Annotated in this window: 20 protein-coding genes; 11 read left to right on the top strand and 9 right to left on the bottom strand. The window is 44.7% G+C overall.

What is annotated here, in order from left to right:
- Positions 1-71 precede the first annotated feature (71 nt).
- Both G5S32_RS16575 and G5S32_RS16570 read left to right on the top strand, forming a co-directional pair.
- The gene (locus tag G5S32_RS16575; protein ID WP_165313231.1) at positions 72-1,664 is read left to right on the top strand and encodes an ATP-binding protein; all 1,593 of its coding nucleotides are present in this window, start codon (positions 72-74) and stop codon (positions 1,662-1,664) included.
- Complete coding sequence (locus tag G5S32_RS16570) at positions 1,658-2,335, top strand: response regulator (RefSeq protein WP_165313229.1); 678 nt, start codon at positions 1,658-1,660, stop codon at positions 2,333-2,335. Before G5S32_RS16575 ends, G5S32_RS16570 begins: the two co-directional genes overlap by 7 nt.
- 69 nt (positions 2,336-2,404) lie before the next feature.
- Here the strand turns inward: G5S32_RS16570 and G5S32_RS16565 are convergent, their stop codons facing one another.
- The 7 genes from G5S32_RS16565 to hisC form a co-directional block, all read right to left on the bottom strand.
- A complete protein-coding gene (locus tag G5S32_RS16565; RefSeq protein WP_165313227.1) occupies positions 2,405-3,700 on the bottom strand; it encodes a dicarboxylate/amino acid:cation symporter in 1,296 nt (431 codons plus the stop codon).
- Positions 3,701-4,182: 482 nt separating this feature from the next.
- Positions 4,183-5,496, bottom strand: a complete 1,314-nt coding sequence (locus G5S32_RS16560) for an alpha/beta fold hydrolase (protein ID WP_165313225.1) — start codon at positions 5,494-5,496, stop codon at positions 4,183-4,185.
- Between the two features lie 226 nt (positions 5,497-5,722).
- Entirely contained in the window at positions 5,723-6,766 is a 1,044-nt protein-coding gene (locus tag G5S32_RS16555; protein WP_165313223.1) for a DUF2955 domain-containing protein, read from the bottom strand.
- A 12-nt stretch (positions 6,767-6,778) separates the two neighbouring features.
- Positions 6,779-7,837 (bottom strand): HlyD family secretion protein, encoded by a 1,059-nt coding sequence (locus tag G5S32_RS16550; RefSeq protein WP_165313221.1) that lies wholly within the window; start codon positions 7,835-7,837, stop codon positions 6,779-6,781.
- A 17-nt stretch (positions 7,838-7,854) separates the two neighbouring features.
- A complete protein-coding gene (gene slyA / locus G5S32_RS16545) occupies positions 7,855-8,328 on the bottom strand; it encodes a transcriptional regulator SlyA (protein ID WP_165313219.1) in 474 nt (157 codons plus the stop codon).
- A 212-nt stretch (positions 8,329-8,540) separates the two neighbouring features.
- A complete protein-coding gene (locus tag G5S32_RS16540) occupies positions 8,541-9,314 on the bottom strand; it encodes an ABC transporter substrate-binding protein (protein WP_165313217.1) in 774 nt (257 codons plus the stop codon).
- Between the two features lie 25 nt (positions 9,315-9,339).
- Complete coding sequence (gene hisC / locus G5S32_RS16535; RefSeq protein ID WP_165313215.1) at positions 9,340-10,413, bottom strand: histidinol-phosphate transaminase; 1,074 nt, start codon at positions 10,411-10,413, stop codon at positions 9,340-9,342.
- A 183-nt stretch (positions 10,414-10,596) separates the two neighbouring features.
- Here hisC and G5S32_RS16530 point away from each other — a divergent pair, with 183 nt between their 5' ends.
- Together G5S32_RS16530 and G5S32_RS16525 are read left to right on the top strand one after the other, a co-directional pair.
- Positions 10,597-11,508, top strand: a complete 912-nt coding sequence (locus G5S32_RS16530; RefSeq protein WP_165313213.1) for a LysR substrate-binding domain-containing protein — start codon at positions 10,597-10,599, stop codon at positions 11,506-11,508.
- 123 nt (positions 11,509-11,631) lie between these two features.
- Positions 11,632-11,913 (top strand): DUF134 domain-containing protein, encoded by a 282-nt coding sequence (locus tag G5S32_RS16525; RefSeq protein WP_165313211.1) that lies wholly within the window; start codon positions 11,632-11,634, stop codon positions 11,911-11,913.
- Between the two features lie 36 nt (positions 11,914-11,949).
- Here the strand turns inward: G5S32_RS16525 and G5S32_RS16520 are convergent, their stop codons facing one another.
- Positions 11,950-12,849 carry a LysR family transcriptional regulator gene (locus tag G5S32_RS16520; protein WP_165313209.1) on the bottom strand — a complete coding sequence of 300 codons (900 nt, stop codon included), beginning with the start codon at positions 12,847-12,849 and terminating at the stop codon, positions 11,950-11,952.
- A 255-nt stretch (positions 12,850-13,104) separates the two neighbouring features.
- On the opposite strand from G5S32_RS16520, the gene G5S32_RS16515 reads away from it, so the two are divergent.
- Together G5S32_RS16515 and G5S32_RS16510 are read left to right on the top strand one after the other, a co-directional pair.
- A complete protein-coding gene (locus tag G5S32_RS16515; protein ID WP_165313207.1) occupies positions 13,105-13,908 on the top strand; it encodes a DODA-type extradiol aromatic ring-opening family dioxygenase in 804 nt (267 codons plus the stop codon).
- A 148-nt stretch (positions 13,909-14,056) separates the two neighbouring features.
- Positions 14,057-15,682, top strand: a complete 1,626-nt coding sequence (locus tag G5S32_RS16510) for a methyl-accepting chemotaxis protein (RefSeq protein ID WP_165313205.1) — start codon at positions 14,057-14,059, stop codon at positions 15,680-15,682.
- 53 nt (positions 15,683-15,735) lie between these two features.
- Here the strand turns inward: G5S32_RS16510 and G5S32_RS16505 are convergent, their stop codons facing one another.
- Positions 15,736-16,377, bottom strand: coding sequence for an esterase/lipase family protein (locus tag G5S32_RS16505; protein ID WP_165313203.1), 642 nt, complete (start codon positions 16,375-16,377; stop codon positions 15,736-15,738).
- A gap of 229 nt (positions 16,378-16,606) precedes the next feature.
- Between G5S32_RS16505 and G5S32_RS16500 the strand changes: the two genes are divergently transcribed.
- From G5S32_RS16500 to fecE, 5 genes are read left to right on the top strand one after another with little or no spacing between them, the layout of a single operon-like run.
- Positions 16,607-18,706: a TonB-dependent siderophore receptor gene (locus G5S32_RS16500; protein WP_165313201.1), complete on the top strand. Its 2,100-nt coding sequence runs from the start codon at positions 16,607-16,609 to the stop codon at positions 18,704-18,706.
- 55 nt (positions 18,707-18,761) lie between these two features.
- Positions 18,762-19,661, top strand: coding sequence for a Fe(3+) dicitrate ABC transporter substrate-binding protein (locus G5S32_RS16495; protein ID WP_281347263.1), 900 nt, complete (start codon positions 18,762-18,764; stop codon positions 19,659-19,661).
- A 20-nt stretch (positions 19,662-19,681) separates the two neighbouring features.
- Positions 19,682-20,653 carry an iron chelate uptake ABC transporter family permease subunit gene (locus G5S32_RS16490; protein ID WP_246201165.1) on the top strand — a complete coding sequence of 324 codons (972 nt, stop codon included), beginning with the start codon at positions 19,682-19,684 and terminating at the stop codon, positions 20,651-20,653.
- Positions 20,650-21,612, top strand: coding sequence for a Fe(3+) dicitrate ABC transporter permease subunit FecD (gene fecD, locus G5S32_RS16485; RefSeq protein ID WP_165313197.1), 963 nt, complete (start codon positions 20,650-20,652; stop codon positions 21,610-21,612). Before G5S32_RS16490 ends, fecD begins: the two co-directional genes overlap by 4 nt.
- A 3-nt stretch (positions 21,613-21,615) precedes the next feature.
- Positions 21,616-22,383, top strand: a complete 768-nt coding sequence (fecE, locus tag G5S32_RS16480) for a Fe(3+) dicitrate ABC transporter ATP-binding protein FecE (protein ID WP_165313195.1) — start codon at positions 21,616-21,618, stop codon at positions 22,381-22,383.
- The last annotated feature ends 62 nt before the right edge of the window (positions 22,384-22,445 follow it).

Below are 22,445 nucleotides of genomic sequence, written 5' to 3'. Positions count from 1 at the left end.
GACTCACGAATCGTCCCTCGACCTAACACGCGAATAGGTTCTGGTTTCCCGTTTCTAATTGGATGTGCACAATGACAGTACGCTTTATCTCAGACACATTTACTAAACATCTCTTCTGGTTGTTGAGCGCAGCGTTACTGTTGGTTGCTGCTGGCTGGTGGGTGTACAGTGCGTATCAGTTGCATGATGTACTGACAAAACAAATTTCTTTGCGGGCTCAGGTTCAATCGCAACAGATAGCAAAGATGCCTAGCTTAATTGCAGCAGTAGAATCTCAAGATATTCCCGCAGTTCATTCGTTGATTAAAACCCTAGAGCAAGTCAGCGACGCGGATTTTATTACGGTAAGTAATAAGCAGGGCATTCGTATGACTCATCCAGTTGAAGAACGCATTGGGCTGCCTGTCACTGGTGGTGATATTGACGATGCGTTGCTTCACGGTAAGTCCTATCTTTCTTATGCCTCTGGCTCACTCGGTCCTTCGGTTCGTTATATCTCGCCCATTGTTAATGGCGATCAGCAGATCATCGGCATGATCAAAGTGGGATATCTGCTCAATACGCTAGAGATGCTAAACAGTAAGCGTTTAGCAGGACTGCTGATGTTCGGGCTATTTATCATTGTTGTGTCTATTGGCGTTGCGGTTCGTTTTTCTACTTATGTGAAAAAGAACATGCAACATATGGAGCCTTGGGAATTAAAACAGACACTAGTGACACAGCAAGGTGTATTGCAAGCGACCCACGAAGGTCTGCTCGCGGTGAACAGCGATGGTCGAATTTACGTTGCTAATGATTCGGCGAGGAAGTTATTGGGTATACACCGCAATATCCTTTCTACACACATTAAAGATTGGGTCGATGACAGCGCAGCTTTCTCATTAAGTGGCGATGACTTCCTAGACAAGCTTGTTCGAATTAATGGTCAAAACTGCGTAATGACGCGTGTGACACTCCCTATGTCGAGAACTGGCGAACAAGGTGCTGTATTTAGTCTGCGTGCTTCAGAAGAGCTACAAGCACTGTCTGAAACATTGAGCCAGGTTGGACAATACATCGAAAGTTTGAGGGTGACTCGACATGAGTATCAGAACCAACTTTCCATTCTTGCAGGTTTGCTTCAGCTTGGTCAGTATGAGCAGGCACTGAATGTGGTGTTGAACCAGTCCAGAGCAGATCAACAGGTGCTTGATCAACTGAAATCGTTTGATCGTTTTCCCCAACTATCAGCTTTGCTGCTGGCGAAGTTGATGAAAGCAAAGGAACGCCAGGTTGAGCTGTTATTACCCAATGAAGATCACTGGCAGGAGTTGCCACGCAAGCTGAATCAGGATCAGCTATGTGCAGTCGTAGGTAATTTATTGGATAACAGTATGGATGCGGTGCAAGGTCAAAGCAGTGGTAAAATTGAGTTGGAAATGTGGGAGTCTTCCCTTGAGTTTGGTTTATCCATAACCAATAACGGTACGGAAATCACCAAGCCACTCGATGAACTGACTGCATGGGGCTACACCACTAAATCAAATTCAGCAGAACATGGGATTGGACTGTATCTGACGCAATCCATTATTGAAGCTGCAAATGGACACGTTGAGCTGGACAGTGACGCCCAAGAAACGTCGTTTACACTTTACTTCCCAAAGCATGAGGAGCCACAATGCTGAAAGTGATGATCGTTGAAGATGACAGCGAAATCGCAGCGTTACATGCCCACTTCATTGCCAAAGAGCCTGTGCTCAAGCTGGTCGGTATTGCGGTGTCCTTTGAAATGGCAAAGGAGATGATGGTTGTCGCCAAGCCTGATTTGGTTATTGTAGATAATTATTTACCAGACGGACGCGGAGTCGATTTAGTTTATGACTGGCTCAAATTGGAACACAAACCTGAGTGCATTTTAATTACCGCCGCAAACGATGCTCAAACGGTAAATTTGGCTTATCGTTATGGCGCTTTCGATTACTTAGTTAAACCTGTGGATTACCAGAGACTGTCTCTGAGTCTCAATAAGTTTATTCAGGTACGTCAGCATGTCTCTCAAGCGAATAAATTGCATCAAAGTGAACTCGATAGCCTTTTTCACCAAGCACCTGCGGTGGTGGAATCCAGTACCAATACGGACGAATTTACGCTGAATCAGGTTGTTGCCCAGTTTACTCACGCTCATGTGGAGCAGACAGCCAGTAGTGTCGCTGAAATGATGAATATCAGTAAAAGTACGGCGCGACGGTATCTAGATAAAGCGGTAGAGCGAGGCGAACTGACCGCATTTTTAGAACATGGAAAGGTCGGCAGGCCGACGCGTGTTTATTGCCGTCCTATTGGTATTAAGAAGTAGAACAAAAAGTCATTTATACAAAAGCCCCAAGTGCAGTAGCAACTTGGGGCTTCCAATTTTTACTCAAGCTTATTTATGAAGATGAACTTCTTCTTCTTTTTCGCCAGCATATGGGTCATTAAATCTATCGATGTCTAATGCATTTTCAGATTTCGCAACGATACAACTAACACAACAGTCGCCTGTAATGTTTACCGCAGTACGAATCATATCAAGCAGACGGTCAACACCCATGATCAAAGCAATACCTTCTAATGGCAGACCGACTTGGTTCAGAACCATCGCCAGCATGATCAGACCGACGCCCGGAACACCAGCAGTACCGATAGAAGCCAGCGTTGCAGTCAGGATAACGGTTAGGTAATCACCCATCGTAAGATCGATGTTGAATGCCTGAGCAATGAACGCTGTGGCTACACCTTGCATGATCGCTGTACCGTCCATGTTAACGGTAGCACCAAGCGGAATCGTGAAAGACGCCACTTTATTGTCCACACCTAAGCGGTATTTAGCCGTTTCCATGGTTACTGGAATCGTTGCGTTTGATGATGCCGTAGAGAAGGCAAACATCACCGCATCTTCCATTTTACGTAGGAAAGTAATTGGGCTTAGACCTGCGAAAGCTTTCAACATAACGCTGTAAGTCACTAAACCGTGGATCAGAAGCGCAGCAGAAAGCACTAGGAAGTACTCTGCCAAGTTCACAATGGCACTGAGACCAAGGCCAGTGAACAGCTTTGCCATTAAGAAAAACACGCCATAAGGGGCAATGTTCATCAGTAAAGCAACCAGCTTCATGATGACTTCATTTAGGTCGTTGAACATTGCAGCTACGCGTTCACCGGCTTCACCTGCCGCACTGATAGCGATACCAAACAACAATGCAAATACGATAATTTGTAGCGTTTTGCCTTCAGCCATCGAGCTGATTGGGTTGGTTGGGAACATATCAATGATCACTTTGCCTAATGACGGCGCTTCAGTTGCAGCGAACGTGCTGGCAGCGGTTAGATCCGCACCTGCTCCTGGTTGGAAAACAGTACCCATGAACAGAGCAAGTGTAATCGCGGCAGCAGTGGTGATGATATAAAACGAAAGTGTCTTACCACCCATACGACCTAGAGTCGTGATGTCTTTTAGAGAGCTTGTGCCACACACAAGTGATACAAACACCAGTGGAACAACAAGCATTTTCAAGCTGGCGATGAAGATCTTGCCACCAACTTCAAACAGTCCGTTGACGATATAAGCGTCGACGAATCCATTGCCTTCAAACAGGGCGCGAATGATAAACCCGGTCAAAATACCGGTGACCATACCGATGATAACTCGGCTGGTTAAGGATAACGGCTTTTTGGTATCCATTGAGAACACTCCTTATAGTTATGCACTTCAACATTCATTTTGAAGTGGGCGGCAGGGTATCAGTCAAGTCAGGAAATCAAAAATCAAATAAGGGTGTGAAATTTGTGAGTGTGACCACGATCACTTTGTTGGTGGTTGAGATTACTGTTTATTAACATTTATTTAGAATTTAGAAACAAATGTGAATATTTATTGAGCATAAAATGCGAATTGGGGTAAAAAGAGTGCAAAATGCTAGCTAATATTAAGTTTATAAATGGACTTATTGGTTCAGTTATTAGCTGGTGAATAGGTAATCATATGAATAACGTTTTGGTGATTTTATATGCAAATTAGTTAGTGGTATCGGCATCGCGTATGGCAAGTCATTAAAGATAATCGTTTGAATAACGAGGTGTTTTAATAACCTCTAAAACAGAGAAGCAAGTGAAGTGACAACAATCAGTACTTCACTTGTTTAGCAGTAAATGAGCGGTGGAGAATTAAAGCAGTGCTAGGTTTAAGTTAGCAGCGGTCTGTTCACCCATTCCAATCAGAGTATCCAAAATGTGTTCACCGTCTGCACGCAGACCATTATGCTCGTATTGGTTAGTGATCCATGCTTTGCTGTTTGGAATTTGCTTGAGGGTTTCGCGGCTAATGTCCATTTCCACAAACATGTCGTCAGCATAAACGGCGCAACTTACGGGTACGGTGTTCTTGCCAAGTACCGCGGAGTCATAGAGATCTGTCCAATCGTTTTTTTCTGCCAATATCTGCGCAGCTTTTTGCAAAGACTTGAGGTTGGTGTAGCTGTCAAACATCCAAGGAAAAACCATTTCGCCAGTGAAAAGGAAAGGTTGATCGCTTTGATAATTGAATTGAGGAAACTCTTGTCTGACTCGATGAGCCGACCACAGCGATGCAAACCCCTGACAGTAGATAGACTCATGCAACAGTGCATAAATAGGATTGGTTTGGAAGTTCTGCTCCATCATCATGGATTGCAAAAACTCGTAGCGTAGCGTCTCTTTACCTTCTACGGTAATAAAGGCGTTTTCCAAGGTGAAATAGGTTGGAACAAAGCTGTCGCTAACACCGAAATTAATACCAATTTGCTGGAACTGTTCAACCGTGAAGCGCTGACCTGTTGGTAAAAGAACCTCATGGGTTAATAGGTGATCGGCGATTCGTTGGCAAAGCTCTTGTGCTTGTGGAAATTGCGCAAAGAAAGCGGCGTTTTTATCCAATGTGCGCTGATAGGTGGCACGATATACATCGTCCGCATGACGAGAAATCGAAGGCACACCGCCAGTAATGTATGAACGCAGTAAGCTTTCAGGAAAGAGCGACAGATACGTTAACGAACAGAAACCACCAAAGCTTTGACCTAGAATTGCCCACTTATCAATGTTCCATTGCTGGCGAATAAACTCTGCATCGCGAACGATGTTGTCTGCTCTGAAATGACTTAGATATTGCGCTTGTTGCTCAGGGCTCATTCCTGCCAGTGTCTGATGATTGATGACGGTGCTGTTTCCGGTGCCGCGCTGATCGAGCAGCAAAATACGAAACTGTTGAAGTGCACGTTTCATCCAACCGCTGGTTGCCACGGCACGAGGAGAAGGAAATCCCGGCCCGCCCTGAAAATAAACAAGCCAAGGTTTATGTTCATCATCCCCGCGAGCTGATGTTACCGAGCGAGCAAAAACCTCGATAGTTTGCTGATCAGGATGTTGGTAATCCAGTGGCACAGAAAAGGTATGTGGGGTATAGCGAACACCGCTATCAATAAAGCTTTGAGCGAGTAGAGACATGGCTGAGAGTTATCCTATGGATTTGTTTTTCCGCACCTTAGCACAACTCAAGCATTAGCATAACTGCCCAACAGACTTTCGGGTTTAACTGATTATTTGTTTCAACTGATAATTTGTTTCAACAGATAGTTCGCTTCTATATAAAAAAACGCCCATGAATACGTTTTGTATTCGTGGGCGCCTTTTATCTATTTAATTTTCTTTTTACTGGTCTTCAATAATCGAACTATGCCATCTCATGGCTGAATCGTGTTGATTCAAAACGGTTTAATAATCGATGCACAAAGTAAGTCACCAGTAGTGTCACAACAATCGCAAACAGAATGCTGCTTACACGGTAAAGAGCACTGTAAACCAAGTCACCGCCCGGAGAGAGATACTGTCCAAATAAAATCCCAAGCGTAGTTAAGCCGCCAAAGCCAGCCCCTGAACCGCTGGATTCTTTTACGTGCATGTAGCTGAAGATCATGGAACCGATCCAGAGCAGAGGAACAACGAAGAGTAGTAAATCTGACCAGTCATACAGCAGTATCTGCCCAAGCAAACCGAAGGTTACGCCCATCAATGTTCCCATCGCACGTTTACGCGCATACCCCATAGCGCCATTCCAGTTCATAGGAAAAAGCAGCAATACCGTTGTAGCTTGCGCGGATAGAGAGTCACTTAAATTGAACACCTGAAAGACAATAAATGACAAGGTGGCAATCGTCGCTCCCATGATCGCTTCGTGGCGCATGCGATGACTTTTCTTCGGTTCCGTTGGTCTTGGTGGTGGCTGTCTTTGTTCAACATCGGGAATCAAAAATGTCATTAAGTACGCGATGACAACGGAAAGCACACTTGCCAGTAAGTTGGTAAAAACTAAATTGTTAATGTCTGTCGTTGGGTAGCTGGCAAAGTGCAGCATGATACTCAAACTAATGATGCTGTTTGCGCCAAACAAAAACAGACTGCCCCTTGACATACAAGCAAATTTCACTAAGAACAGACCGAACGCGATGATAGTCATCATGCCCGGATGAGCCCCGAACAGTCCTCCCAAAATGCCAATTTCCAAACCACAGACTACCGCCGCCGCGACAAGCTGGCGCGCGGCGTGAGCGCTCATCACTGGCACCATACCCAAAAGCAGCATGGGTGTAACAGTGAAGAATACACCGTTATCCCAGCCAAAGATCTTACTGATGGTAAAACCAAGAGTTGCACCAGTGGCAATACGCAGGCACTGTCTGAGGTCGTTCGCAGACAGTGGGTGATCCCATAATCTCATGCCACCTCCTAATTAATAGATATAGTGGAGTGCACTAAGGAAGTGGATTTGTGCTCTCGCTAGTAATGCAAAGAGTGAGTTTTCTGGAATCAACTGTACCGTCGCACGTGCGCCAGAAGGCAATTGCTCTACTAGATTATTATCAATCGCTAAGTGAACGCGCATACGTTGTGCATCACGAACCCAGCGGCTTGAGGTAGTTGGTGTCGCTAGACTACCGTCAGCGGCGAACTGACCTGCACTCACACCTGCGTCTAATGTGCTGAGCTGAGCTTCAAACACTTGCCCCGGTTTGCTATCGAAAGCAATTAACGCGCGGCTGTCTGATGCAAAGTGACGTAAGCTTTTTTCACGGAAATCAGCAATCACATCTACTTCATCAGCCACTAGCGCTACTAGTGGGCTGCCAGCACTCGCGTAAGTACCGTTTTCCAATTGTAGGTTAGTGACAATACCATTGTGCTCAGCAACAACACGTGTGTATGAAAGATTTAACTTTGCTTTATCTAACTGGTTTTGTGCCACACGAATACTGACGTTGTTATTATCTACATCACCACGATTAACCTGCAGCTGCTTTAAACGAGCTTGTGCAGCCGATACATTTGCTTGTGCGGCAACTGCTGCACTTTGCGCATCATCTTTTAACTGCTGTGATGTGCCGTTGCGAAGGAAAAGAGTATTCAGACGGTTTGCTTCGCGATGTTTTTGTTCTGCAACGATAACGCTCGCTTTTAAGTCTGCTTGTGCAGCGGCAATGGATGCGTCGAGCTGATCGTTGTTTTGCATTACCTGCTTGAGATTGAGTTCAGCTTGTTCAACCGCTAGTTGGTAAGTTTCAGGGGTGATTTCAAACAGTACATCACCTTTATGCACGGCTTGGTTGTTTTTGACATAGACGTTGGCAATTTGACCGCCTACTTGAGGGGCGATTTTGGTGACGACACGGGTTGCCATTGCTTGAGGTGTCAATGGCATCGCAAGGTCCGCTACGAGAAAATAGGCGAACACAAAGACAAACCCGAAGCAGGAGTATTTAATCCAGCGAGCGAATTTTTGATCTGGGGTCATGATTTAAAACTTCTCTTTTATTCTAAGGTTTCTGACTTTTGACTAAGTGCTTCAAGCGCGCTTTGTGAGACTCTGTCGAGTATCGATGAAAGCATCTTTATCTCTTCATCACAGATGTTATTCAGTATCTGACTGCGGACTTCGACGATTTTTTCTTCCATCTGTTTGAGCAGAGATTTTCCGTCTTCGGTCAATCGTACGATTCGAGCGCGTTTGTCACTTTTACAGCTATAACGAGTGACGAGAGATTGCTCTTCTAATTGATTTAAAGTGCGCATTAATGATGGCAGTTCAATTTCAAGCGCTTCAGCGAGACTCTTCTGACTTACGTTGTCACCTAGACGTCTTAGTTTCCATAAGGCAGTCCAGCGTGGGTGTGTAAGACCGAGCGGAGCTAATTCGCGATCTGCCACCATTTTCCAAAGGCGTGATACGCGAGCTAACTGCTCTGCGAGAGACAATTCTTTGAGGCTTGCTACGTCGTGCACCATGATTAACTCTTATTTACTTAGCGTGCTAAGCAATATAATTTAGTTAGCACGCTAAGTAAATAGGTGTGATGTAAATCTCATTTTTTATTTAAGAGTGGTACTCGGGAGAAAAGCAAATGAGTTCTGGAATGGATAGGGCGTTAGTAACAACAAAGCCGGCATGGTCGCCGGCTTTATTTTCACTTAATCATGTCTAATGAGGGTGAACTCAATTAAAGGTTTTCACCGTAGATGTCGAAAGTGAAGTATTTCGCAGCAATCTTGTCGTAAGTACCGTTTTGGCGAATTTCTACGATCGCTTGGTTAAATTTCTCAGCCAAATCTTTGTCTTGCATGCGTAGTGCTAGTGCAGTGCCTTCGCCGATATACGCTTTATCAGTTACTGCCTGACCTTTGAACTCAAAACCTTTGCCTTCAGCTTTGTCTAGGAAAGCCAGAGATAGCTGATCTGCGTTACCGAACGTTGCGTCTAAACGACCATTTTGCATGTCGATGTACACTTCATCCTGACCTGTGTAACGTTTGATTTCAGCCACTGCTCCGAATTTGTCAGTCACGTAACGATCGTGAATCGTGCCTTGTTGAACACCAATCACTTTACCTTTCATACCGGCTTCATCAATTGCAAAACCGGCTTGTTTAGCTGCCACGAAGCGAGCTGGCGTTTGGTAGTATTTGTTAGTGAATAGAACTTTTTTCTTACGGTCTTCGGTGATACGCATTGAAGCCATGATCACGTCTGATTTACGCGCTAACAGGCTAGGGATAAGCGCATCCCAACTTTGTGCAACCCAAGTACACTCTAGTTTTGCTTGAGCACATAGCGCATCTGCGATTTCAATGTCGAAACCTACAGGCGTACCTTCCGCATTCTTATAGTTGAATGGAGGGTAGGTAAAGTCAGAAGCAAGACGTACTTCTTTTGCAAATGCTGCTGAACCGAACAGTGCCGCACAACAAGCTAAACCTAAAGCTAATTTTTTCATTGGTTAATTCCTTTTAATAAATTATCTACGATTGCGTTGGGTAACTGCGGAGCACACTGATCACTTCTTCCATGCTCGATTGGCTACCGATAGTGATTCGTACGCAGTTTCTAAGTGCAGGATCGTGACTTTGATTGCGAGTCACAATACCGTGCTTTAGAAGATACGCAAACAGGTCTTCACCTGAATGTGTACGTACTAACACGAAATTGGTGGATGACGGGTAAACGTGAGCAATGCAAGGTAAGTTTTTAAGCTCACCGATGAACCAGTCACGAGTACTGATAAGAGTTTGGGTATTCTCTTCTACCTGCTTTAAACCTGTTTCAGACAGCGCCGCTAATACGACCGTCGCGCTTGAATCTGGCATTGGGTAAGGTGGGATAAGTTTTGCGACGAAATCCATCACACTTTTATCTGCTAGGATGAAACCGCAGCGAACCGCAGCCAAGCCAAAAGCTTTCGATAGGGTGCGGATAACCACTAAGTTTGGATATTGAGCAATTAAACTCGCCGCATTCTGTGCCAATTCAAATTCGATATAGGCTTCGTCGACTACGACGATGGCATCATCCTGTGTGCCTTCTAATACTTTGATGATCTCAGCTTGTGAGATGAGGTTGCCTGTTGGGTTGTTTGGCGAGCATAAAAAGACCAAATTCGCCTCTTTTGCCGCTTGAATGACACCTTGGCTATCCAAATCGAAAGCATCACCAACGAGTGGCACCTTAATGGTTTCCATTGCAAGTGCATCCGCACAGAACTCATACATGGCATAAGTCGGAGGGCAAACAACAATCTTGTCTTTGCCTGGCTGACAGAAGGTACGAATCAATAGGTCGATTGCTTCATCTGCACCACGAACGGCGAGCACAGGTGTTTCTACGCCTGCGTATTTTTGATAGGCAGAAGCAACATCATGAGGAAGAAAATCAGGATAGCGGTTATAGCTCTTCGCCTGATTGTCGAAATGAATTGGGAACTCAAGTTCGTTGGCGTTTAGCCACACTCTACCTGAACCACCGATACGTCTTGCGGATTGATAAGGTATTAATTTTTTTATGACCTCTGGAACCAATGACGCTGCTAGTGAAGACATGACTGACCTCTCGTTAGTGCTAGTTAGTCGCACAACATGATTTTTTATTCGTTTAATTGCATTTAATTTGTTTTTATTTGCAATTCGTTCTTTGTTTTGATTATTCAATCAAAAAGAATTTGTAAAAAGAATCGAAATAAACACATACTAGCCATGATTAAAATTCATAGCTTGAGGTGTGGTGTGCATCTTCCATCGACGAAAACGTTGCAAGCCTTTCTGGCGACCGCAGAACACTTGAACTTTACTAAAGCAGCGAATGCTCTGAACCTCACTCAGGGAGCGATCAGCCGACAAATTCTTTCATTGGAAGAGCTGTTAGGGGTGAAACTGTTTTTTCGTCATGCGAGAGGTTTGTCACTGACTCAGCAAGGCTTGAAATTCATTCCACACGCGGAAGATGTGCTGCATCGCCTGTGTGTTGCTATTGAAGAAGTCTCGTCAACGCCTTCCACCATTAAACTTAATGCACCTAGCTGTGTGACCTCTTGGTTGCTACCAAGGCTTATGGCGTTTCAGGATGCTCATCCAGATATTGATGTGGAGCTGACCTCAACCATTAAGCATCACTTAGAGCCGAACTTTAATTTGTTTGATGCAGTGATTATGTACAGCAAAGCACCCAAGCTTCCTTCGGTAGTGAGTCATCAATTATTTGAAGAACGCTTAACGCCGATTTGTCGTCCGGAGTTACTTAACGATTTAGGGCAGCAGCTAGTGTTAGACGATCTGCCTAGATTAACTTGGTTGCACGCCAATACGGAGCAAAGTGACTGGAAACTGTGGTTAAACCATATGGATAAAAAAGAGTTGTTTAGTAAAAGTAATCAGCATTTTTCTACACTGGATCAAACCATGAACGCTGCTCAGCAAGGGTTTGGTATTGCAGTGGGTGACATCACTCTCGCTGAGCAAGATCTTGCAATGCATCGCCTCATAAAGCCATTTGATCAAACGGTACTTTCAGGCCATAGCTATTACTTTTTGTATCCAAAGCAGAGTGATAACCCTATGCTAGATACGCTGCAAGATTGGCTCGTTTCAGGTTTCCAGCAATCAGTAGCAATCGAAAAACAGGCCATGGCTGTGAACTAACTTGTTTAACCTAATTTGTTGTTTAACCTAGCTTGTTGTTTAAGCAAACTTGTTCGGTAACAAACGTCGGCAATTTCAGATTAGATAAGAATTATTCAGATTAGATACAAAGAAGGAGCCGTTATGGCGCGTCCGAAAATCCCTCGTCAAATTTGTGGTTCTCCAGCTCAAAGCTGTTTTAAACCTAATGGCGTACCCATGGGAAGTTTAGAAAAAGTATTTCTTGAAGCTGATGAGTTTGAGGCGATTCGACTAGTGGACTATCAAGGTATGCAGCAGCAGCAGGCAGCCGTTGAGATGGGAGTATCCAGACAAACTTTGGCCAATCTGGTTAAGGCTGCGCGTAAAAAAGTGGCGGACAGTTTATTAAATGGTAAAGCATTGATGATGAGCCCAACCGAGTGATTTGGGCTCACATGTATTCGTAACACCATTTCTTTCTTAATAGTTATCCCAATATGGTTCATCGCCGTAGAACCCAGACAAAAAGTCGATGAAGTGTCTGACTTTGGATGCAAGAAACTCGCGGTGACTATAGAGCGCATAAAGTCCAAGCGGCTCGATAGGGAAATTTTCCAGAATTTCCAGCTCTCCATTCGCTATAGCAGATCCCGTCAAGAAGGTAGGCTGAATGGCATAACCTCGACCTAATACTGCCGTTTTGACTATTACATCGCCGTTGTTACTGGCGAAATCACTGCGAAAATCATGCACAGATAAGTGCTTTGGCCAACGAATAAAAAGGCTTCTTGGATCAGAGTAAGAGAAGCGCAGGTAGTTAAGCTGGCACAATTCATCAAAACTGGTTGGTCTGCCGTGTTTATCCCAATAGCTTGGCGCCGCACAGACCGACAGATTGATTGGCGTGATTTTTTTAGCCACAAGCGCTGAGTCTTTGAGATGTCCGATACGCAGTGCAATATCAACCCCTTCTTCGAGAATATCGACTTTGCGGTCGGTCAAAAACAGTTCGACTTTAATTTCAGGAAACTGAGTTTGGAATTTTTCGATAGGGTCGGACAAATGATAAACCCCAAACGACATTGGCGCGCTGATACGCAAAGTGCCAGAAACTTGGGTATGCAAGTTCGAAATGGCATTTTCCATATCATCAATATCCATTAATACTTGATGACAGCGGTCGAAATAAGCTTGTCCTGCCTCAGTTAGATTTACTCGTCGCGTCGTTCGGTTGAGCAGCCGTATCTTTAAATCATCTTCAAGTTGGGCGACATATTTACTGATCAATTGTGGTGACAGCTCCAGCTTGTCAGCGGCTTTAACGAAGCTTCCTTCCGATACAACGGTTGTGAAAGCTCTCATCGCAACTATTTTGTCCATACTAATTTCTGCCTATTTTAACTTTCGTCTATATTGACTTCTGCCTGTATTAGCAATGCCAAGTTTATAATTAAGCAACATGGCGCTATTTTATCATACGTGAGTTGATAGGTATATTAAGCGACATAGTCAAGGCGAGCTTAGATTTAAGCCAACATAGTGTTAGGACAGACATAGTTTTAAGACAGATATAGCTTTAAGACAGACATAGCACTAAGACTAAAAAACGAAAGCCGCCGAATCAGGAGAAGTAAAATGAAATCAACTCAACGTATGCCAGCATTGTTCTTATCACATGGTTCTCCAATGATGGCGCTTGAACATTCGCAAACCACAGAATTCTTTAAACAGCTCAGTGAAAAATTTGCAGAGCCTAAAGCCATTGTAATTTTTTCTGCTCATTACGATCGCCGTGGTCCAGTCACTATCACCAGTGGACATAGCTTAGGAACAATCCATGACTTCTATGGATTCCCTAAACCACTTTATGACATCGACTACTCAGCGAAAGGTGCGCCTGATTTGGCTCAAAAAGCCGCTAAATTGCTAAAAGATGCTGGCATAAGTGCTCAACTTGATTCGAACCAAGGTTTGGATCACGGGGCTTGGATACCAATGCTATACATGTATCCACAAAAAAATGTGCCGATCATTCAGGTGTCTATTAATAGCTATATGGATGCGGTTTCTCACTATGAAATTGGCCGTTGGTTACGTCCACTTCGTGAAGAAGGCGTGCTGTTTGTAGGCTCTGGTGGTATTAGCCATAACTTGCGTGAAATCTTTGCACCAGTTCAAGACCCACATCGTGTGGAGAAGGTGAATCAGTTTACAGGATGGGTGAGTGACCAGCTTGCATCAGGTAATATCAGTGCGTTGTTGGACTACTTAAACCAAGGACCTCATGCAAGGTTCAACCATCCTACGCCGGATCATTATCTTCCTCTGCCTTGTATCTTAGGTACAAGCTACGATGATGAAATAGGTGAAGTATTGCATCGCGCTATTGATCTAGAAATCTTAGCGCTTGATTCTTACGGTTTTGGTATCGCCGCTTAATCAAATCATTTCAATGCAAAGCTCAAGAGAGGGACCTCTTGGGCTTTTTCTATAGATTATTCCTATTAAATTAATAGGGTTAATCGGACATATTTATTATTCCATTTCTGTTAAATTTTGCCCGTTGTTAGGTCGTTAGGGCATTTATATGCGTTCTTTTTCAATTACAAATTTAGTTCGAGGAAATGCGTTTATAGCCGTTGCCGCTATTGTCGCGTTGTCCATATATCTCTTGTTTACTTTGACTCGCGTGCAGTCGCAGTTTGGTAACGTTGTAGACCGAAATGTCAGTTTGATGACGACGGTTTCCGATCTTCGTTACTACACGGTAACTTACCGTCGTTTTGCGTTGGACTACGGTTTGACTTCGGATGAACAGCAACACAAGCAGATTGTTCAAACCATCGGAGTGAATGACAAGAAAGTAAATGATTCGTTGAAACGCATGAAAGCTCTAGCGGATACCAGTGATATTCAAGCTGCGGTGTACGATTTTGAGCGTCGCATTGATGGCTACAGAGCGATGCAACAGCATTACATCAGCCTAATTGATGAAGGCAAAATGGATGAAGCACGCAAAGAAATGCTAGGTCCAATGCTTGCGCCTTTTAATGCCATTGTTGATCGCCTGACTCAGCTACAAAACGATTTAGAGCAAGAAGCAAACGCGATAAAAGAGAGTAAACAAGCTGACATCGAGCAGGCTATTCAGTGGTCAGTGATTGCTGCGAGCGTGGTGGTTATTTTGCTGGTGGCATTTAGCTATTACACAGCGAAGCGCGTTTTGAACCCACTCAACCGACTAAAAGCACACATGTCGATTGTTGGGCAAGGCCAATTGCAAGCATCGTTGGCAAACAAAGATTTTTACAACGACGAATTTGGTCAGGCTGCTACCGCATTTAATAGCATGCAACAGAACCTGCTTAATTTGATCATTGCCGTGAAAGAGAGTGTTCACTCACTGGATTTAGTTTCTGAAGAGTTGGCAGCAAAAGTGGCTCACACCCAACAGAGTGTTGATGCACAAAAAATAGAGATTGGTCAGATTGTTGGCGCATCTCAAGAGCTTACAGAGAATACGCAATACATCGACCAAGTCACTCAACAGGCATCAGAAAAGAGTGGAATGGCGAAGCAACAAGCGCAAATTGGTGAGCAGAGCATCGTGAATTCTATCTCGCGCACAGAGAATATGTCGAAGCTGATTGGTCAAACTGGCGAAGTCATCGAAGGTTTGTACCGTGGGAGTTTTGATATTGGCGTCATTTCCGATGTGATTAGCAATATTACTAAGCAAACCAACTTACTTGCGCTTAACGCTGCGATTGAAGCTGCTCGAGCTGGTGAAAGTGGTCGCGGTTTTGCTGTAGTCGCTGATCAAGTGCGAGAACTTGCGCAGCAAACACAAAACTCAATTGATGAGATTGGCGGCATTATTGACAACTTGCAGTCACAAGCCACCAACGCACAAGAATTAATGAGCCAATGCCAACAACAAATTGGCGTGAGCTTACAGCAAGTCACGGAAGCGGGTGAGTCTTACCATGCCATCGTTACTGCTGCTGAAGAAATTGCCAATATGGATAGCCAAATAGCAAAGCTTGCTCAAGATCAGCAGTTGCTATCGGTGAACGTAAATAACAGCGTCCAAGCGATCAGTCAGTCTTCTTTAGATATTGAGAATATCGCCAATGACACCACAGAGACTTACCACGCGGTACAAGCTCAAACAGAACACTTAAAACAGTACATAGGAGCTTTTACTGTTTAACAGATTTCGTTCCATACCTGCACTTTTTCCCGAATAAAAGCAAACTTGCCTATTCATTCCGCTTTTATTCGGGCTTTTTCTTGCGCGAACTTATCATGACGTATGAAGTAATCGATTTGTTCTGCAACACCCGAGCTGTATATCAAACTGGTGTGAGTATTTCTCACCAAATGGTGCGCCGTCATTCCCGAAATTTTAGTTTCTTCGACCGTTACTGTTCCATCAGAATGAGCCGCGTCTCTCCCCATTAATAATGAACGTACGCCAATGGGAATAGTGCCAGCTAAGCTTCCCAGTTTTTGCGGGAAATCCCATTTATCTTCGTGCTTTTGCAGCCCAAACTTCGCTGAATTTCCCAATAACATACCCAGACCCATCTGCTGAATTTTGCCAACGATAGAAGCGCCATTTATCGGAGACCCCAAGGCGATGACATGGGAAATTAAGTTTGCATCTGGTTTGCGTGAAGCGAGATATCGTTTGATCACCACTCCACCCAAACTGTGTCCTACAAGAATATTGATTTGCTTGTGATCGAGCGCTTTATCAATGGCTGAAAACACTTTGTTTTCATCAATCGCCACTGTGTTATAGCTTACGACTTGGCTCTTATAACCCAGTTTTTCAAGACGTTGGCTAAGTGGCAACATCGCAATACCGTGCATGTACAGCCCGTGAAGAATAATCACTTTCATACGCTATCTCTGAGTTCCTGAATTAGCCGATCATAATGCAATGAAGTTAATATAATGATGCCGTTACTCATGTCAAAGCCTTGATTTATCGTATCGTCAAATACGATGCGTATATTGCAGTTATTCATAATAAATAAGTATTAGTACTTAATTTATCATTTGTAATGAGAATAAAACTCAGTTAGATTCGCAGGCCTTCTAAATATAAATCAGCTATAAACACAACCCCATGAAGGCTCAATTCAACTACTCTTCTCTCTTTTTAGCGATGTTGGCGGCGGTTTCTTCCCCCGCTTTTTCCGCAGATGACAGCACTCAAAGTACCATTACTGATGAGGCTGAAACGGTGACAGTTTATGGTCGCGCGCTTTCTTTGTATCGTTCACAAGAAACCAGTCTTGCAACCAAAACACCGACGGCGATTGACGATACACCTCAGTCGATTCAGGTCCTTCCACAGCAATTGATCGAAGATCAAGGCGCTCGTCAAATTACGGATTTATACCGTTCAATCAGCGGTGTAAGCCAATACTCTTATTCCGGTGTGACTTTTCGTGGCTTTCGTCAGGATCAAATTCTTTATGATGGTGTGAGAGGGGACCCGTTTAATGGTTTCTCCATTCCACAGCTGTTCAATATTGAGCAAGTGGAAGTATTGAAAGGACCTTCGTCAGCGGTGATGGGAAGTGGCGAGCCTGGTGGCGTGATTAACTATGTGACCAAGAAGCCCACTTACGAGGCTCATCGTCGTGTTTCTGTTACAGCAGGAAATCAAAATTTCGCCAGTGGTAGTGTAGAGCTTTCTGGTCCTGCCAATGAGGATGAAACTCAACGCTACCGTGTCGCGATTTATCAAGATCACGAGAATCCTTCACGCAACAACACCGATGTTCGTAATCGAATTATCGACCTCGGTTATGCGTGGGACTTAGGTGATACCACAACAGTGACAACTCAATTTACAGACATCATTCAACATTACGGTGGTGCTCGTTTACGCGGTATTCCAACCGATAATGAAGGCAACTTCCTTGCAGATATTAACTGGAACGCTAATGAGACTTCTGACTATCAAGACCTCGAAGCACAGGTTTACCAGATTAAAGTTGAGCATGACTTTAATGCTTGGCTAAGTGGTGATGTTACGGCTCGTTATTATGAGAACAAAGAAACGCAGAAATACCATGAACCTATGGGCTTGGTGGATACTGACGGCGATGGTGTCTATGACTGGAGTAAGCGCCAGTACCGTGACCAAGTGCGCGAGAACCAAGCGGGTTCACTGTCTGCTAACTTAGTTGCAGAGCTGGGTAGCCACACTGTGCTGTTTGGTGGCGATTACTATCGACTTAATGAAGATTATGTTTATTACGTTGATAAGAGCGTAACGGGAATCAGCCTGACAGATCCAGAATACGGTGCGGATACTTCGGGTTATACCCTCACGCTGTCAAAGCAGACGGAATCGAGTTCCGAACGTTACGGAGCCTACGTGCAGGATCAATGGCAGCTTACTGACCGTTGGAATGTACTTTCTGGTGTTCGTGTTGACGGATTCAAAGACAAAGTTAACGACCTAGTAGAAAACTCTATCAGTGAGTATCAAGGTTCAGGGCTTTCCTATCGTTTAGGGTCTACCTATCAAATTAATCCGAATCTACACCCTTATGCAGTAGTCGCAACCGGATTTGTACCACAGGATGCTTCTGATCAAGCTGATTCAAATGGTGGCCCGTTTGATCCTGAAGAGAGCCTGATGTACGAAACGGGTGTACGCAGTTATTGGTTTGACAATGCACTTAATGTCAATTTAGCTCTCTATCACATGGTTAAAGAGAACATTCTTCAAACTGATCCCGATGATGACACTCGTTTGGTCTCTTACGGCAAAGTTCGCAGTCAGGGTGTTGAAGTTGATATGTTGGCGGATATAACCGAAAACTGGACGGCAAACCTTAGCTACGCCTACAACGACACTCGTGTGAAGCAAGCCTATGACGGTATTTCGGGTAGCGTTGGAACTCGCTTTGCGAATGCTCCTCATCACCAGTTGGGGTTATGGACGCGCTATGACATTACTATGTTGAATTCATCCGTTGGTTTCGGCGCGGATCATGTCAGTGAGCAGTACAACCAGAGCGGTCAGATTGTAAAAGCCTACTCAGTATTTGATGCATCATGGCAAACACGCTGGCAGCAGTGGCAGTTCCAACTGAATGTAAAAAACCTGTTTGATAAAGAGTACGCAGTGAGTGGATTTATCGACCGTACAGGGCATTTCCCAGGTGAACAGCGCCGTATTTATTTGACGGCTAATTACGAGTTCTAATTTTTTATGAGCCTCATTTGTTCGAGGCTCTTTATTTTTCCAAAAGGTATTGATGATGAAATGGTTTTCTTGGTTTATACGCAGCGCGATGATCGCGACTTGGTGCGCAAGTTTCTTTGCTTCAGCTGTAACTGTCACTGACAGTCACGGTGAATTTACTATTAACTCAACGCCAAAAAGAATCGTAGCGTTAGAGTTCTCTTTTGTTGACGCTCTGGCCGCTGTCGAGGTGAGCCCTGTAGGTATTGCGGATGATAACGATGCTAGCCGGTTGCTTCCAGCGGTGAGCGAAAAACTGGGAGAATGGAAATCTGTCGGTACTCGCTCTCAACCAAGTCTGGAGGTTATTGCGTCGTTAAAGCCTGATTTGATTATTGCCGACGTAGACCGACACTCAGCGGTGTATAACGATTTAAGCAAAATTGCGCCAACACTTTTACTTCCTTCTCGTCGAGAGACCTATCAAGACAACCTAAAATCCGCGGCGATTATCGGTAAAGTGATTGGTAAAGATGTTGAAATGCAGCAACGTTTACAACAGCACACGCAATTGATGCAGGACTATGCAAAACAGTTACACGGGCTTGAGCATGAAACGGTGCAATTTGGTGTTGCACGCGAAAATGATTTCTTTGCACACTCGTCGGAGTCTTACGCGGGTGGGGTGATTCAAGCGCTAGGGTTAAGTTCTCCAGAAGGGTTAAAAAATGAAAACGCTTCTCGCCAAATCAGCCTTGAACAGCTTTTGGCAATTAACCCGAATTATCTGATTGTTGGTGATTACACTCAAAACAGCATCGTAAAACAGTGGCAGAAACAGCCATTGTGGAATGTGCTTAATGCTGTAAAAGCCAAACAAGTTTTTCATGTTGATGGCAACATGTGGGCGCGATGCCGAGGCATTCTTGCTGCGGAGTATATGGCAGCAGACTTGTTGAAGTTGGTTAAGTCTTAATGCATGTCAAAATGAGAATAATGAGTGTGGTTACCACGCTCATTGTTGGACTTGTTTTGATGGTTTGGCTTGGTTTATTTAGCTACTCAGCCGTCCCCGTCTCTGCAATGGATGCGATTGCTGGCGTTTGGTCGCCTCAACCTGACGTTATTGCTCATGTCATCGTTCAAGAAATTCGCCTGCCACGAGTGCTTGAGGCTGCCATTGTAGGTGCAAGCCTTTCCTGTGCTGGCACATTGATGCAAGGTTTAACCCGTAATCCGTTGGCGTCTCCAAGTTTGTTTGGCGTTAACGCGGGTGCAGCTTTAGGGATCGCATTAGCGACCACGGTTTTCTCAACGGACATTATTTCTAGCCCAATTGCCGCGATGGTCGGTGGCCTTGCTGCTTGGGTGCTGGTTATGGTTCTCGGCGGTGCTTGGAAAATGGGTGCTGAACGAGGTCAATTGGTTTTAGCGGGCATTGCGATATCTGCATTATGTGGCGCATTAACCAAAGCGAGTGTGATTTTGGTAGAGGATCAGGCTGCCAGCGTAATGGTGTGGTTGGCTGGGTCTTTCGCCCACGCAAGCTGGGATACATGGGCATGGAGCTCACCGGTATTGGCTAGCGCCTTAATACTCAGCTTATTACTTGCGCCCAAAGTGAATTTGTTAGTTATGGGTGATGAGCGAGTAAAGAGCCTTGGCGTGAATCTTAATGTGCTACGTGCGGCGATTGCTTTATCCGTTTTGGTGTTGGTGGGCGTTAGTGTCAGCAGTGTTGGTGCGATTGCTTTCGTCGGTCTTATTGTGCCTCATATCGCTCGCTTGTTGGTTGGCTACGATCATCGAATACTATTGCCTGTGACTATGTTGCTTGGGGCGGTGTTAACTATCGGCGCAGATGTTCTCAGTCGTGCGGTTATCTTTCCAACCGAAACACCTGCTGGAGCAGTACTCGCTATTATCGGTGCGCCTTGTTTTCTCTATTTAGTAAGGCAGAAGCGATGAATGCAGTTTTACGTACGCAAGTCTTTCTGACCGTTTTTGTTGCTATCGCAATTGTTGCTAACCTGAGTTTTGGAGCGGTTAACTTAGCCTCTCAACAGGTATGGCAAGGGCTATTTTCTGGCAGCGAGCACTACTTCACTATTCACGAATACCGTTTGCCACGAACTCTGATTGCCATACTGGTTGGGGCAATGCTTGCAAGTTCTGGTGTATTGATTCAGGGCGTAATTCGAAACCCGTTAGCGTCGCCAGATATTTTAGGCGTAAGCCACGGAGCAGGGTTGGCTGCGGTGGCTATGATGACGCTGTTTCCTTCGGTTTCTGTCTACTGGTTGCCTTTGGCGGCGCTGGTTGGCGGAATAAGTTCTGCGTTCTTACTTGCGTTAGTGTGCGGTGTAAATACCACGCCTGTCCGCCTAGCAATTACCGGTGTTGCGCTGGCAGCGTTATACAGCAGCGGTATCGATTTTCTGATCCTGACTCAGCCGTTAGAAATCAACAATGCATTGCTTTGGTTGACGGGAAGTTTGTGGGGAAGAAGCTGGGCACAACTTTCGATGATAGTGCCATGGCTCGTTCTGGCTCCTGTCGTTTTGTGGTTAAGTCATGCGCTGAACTTACTCACTCTCGGTGATGAAAGAGCCAGCAACTTAGGTATTTCTGTACCTTGGGTGAGGGCGGGTGCGCTGTTTGTCGCTGTACTCTGGACTTCAGTGTCGGTGGCGGTTTGCGGACCGATTAGCTTTCTTGGTTTAGTTGCTCCGCACTTGGCTCGACAATTGGTGGGAGGGCGACATCAGGCATTGTTGCCAACATCCATGTTAGTCGGCGCGAGTTTGCTTCTTGTTGCGGATTTGGTGGCGCGAACAATTGACCCGCCGATTGAGCTACCTGCGGGCATTATGACGGCGATTATCGGAGCTCCTTACTTCTTATATCTATTAATCAAAATGAGATAACTCATGGCGTTAACGACTGAAAATCTTGTTGTCGGGTATGGCAAAGTCCCAATCGTAAAGGGAGTAAACATAACTGTTCCTGAAGGTAAAATTACCGCTCTGTTAGGGCCGAATGGCTGTGGAAAATCAACTTTGTTGAAGGCGCTTTCGAGAATTTTGTCAGCGCAAAATGGGGCTGTATTGTGGAACGATGAGAAGATTGAACAGATATCTTCACGTCAATTAGCACAACAATTGGCGCTATTACCTCAATCTCAAGAGCCACCCGAAGGTGTCACTGTTCGTGACGCAGTTTCGTATGGTCGCAGCCCATACACGGGGTTCTGGGGACAATTGTCTGAACGCGATAAAGCGATTGTTGAGCAATCAATGAAAGCCACTGGCGTTGAGAGTTTTGCAGAACGAGCGGTTACCGATCTTTCCGGAGGCCAAAGACAACGAGTTTGGCTAGCTATGACTTTAGCTCAAGACACAGACTACATATTGCTTGATGAGCCAACCACTTATCTCGATATGAACCATCAGGTGGAGTTGATGAAACTGCTTCGTAAGTTGAATCAGCAAGGTAAAACCATAGTGACGGTTTTGCATGATATCAATCAGGCTTGTCGCTATTGTGATCATTTAATTGTCATGCAGGAAGGGCAGGTGATGAGCGAAGGAGCACCGGATGTAGTTCTTACGTCTGAGTTGCTTGCAAAGGTGTTTGAGCTAGACGCACAAATTCATCAATGCCCAATTACGCACACACCTATGTGTATTGTCTGCTAGGTATACAGTCTTTTAGTCATATAGCCTTTTATTCATATAGTCTGATGGTTTTCACTCACTTT

The sequence above is a fragment of the Vibrio ziniensis genome, from assembly GCF_011064285.1.
Taxonomy (GTDB): domain Bacteria; phylum Pseudomonadota; class Gammaproteobacteria; order Enterobacterales; family Vibrionaceae; genus Vibrio; species Vibrio ziniensis.
This window is presented reverse-complemented; position numbering and strand designations above follow the sequence as displayed.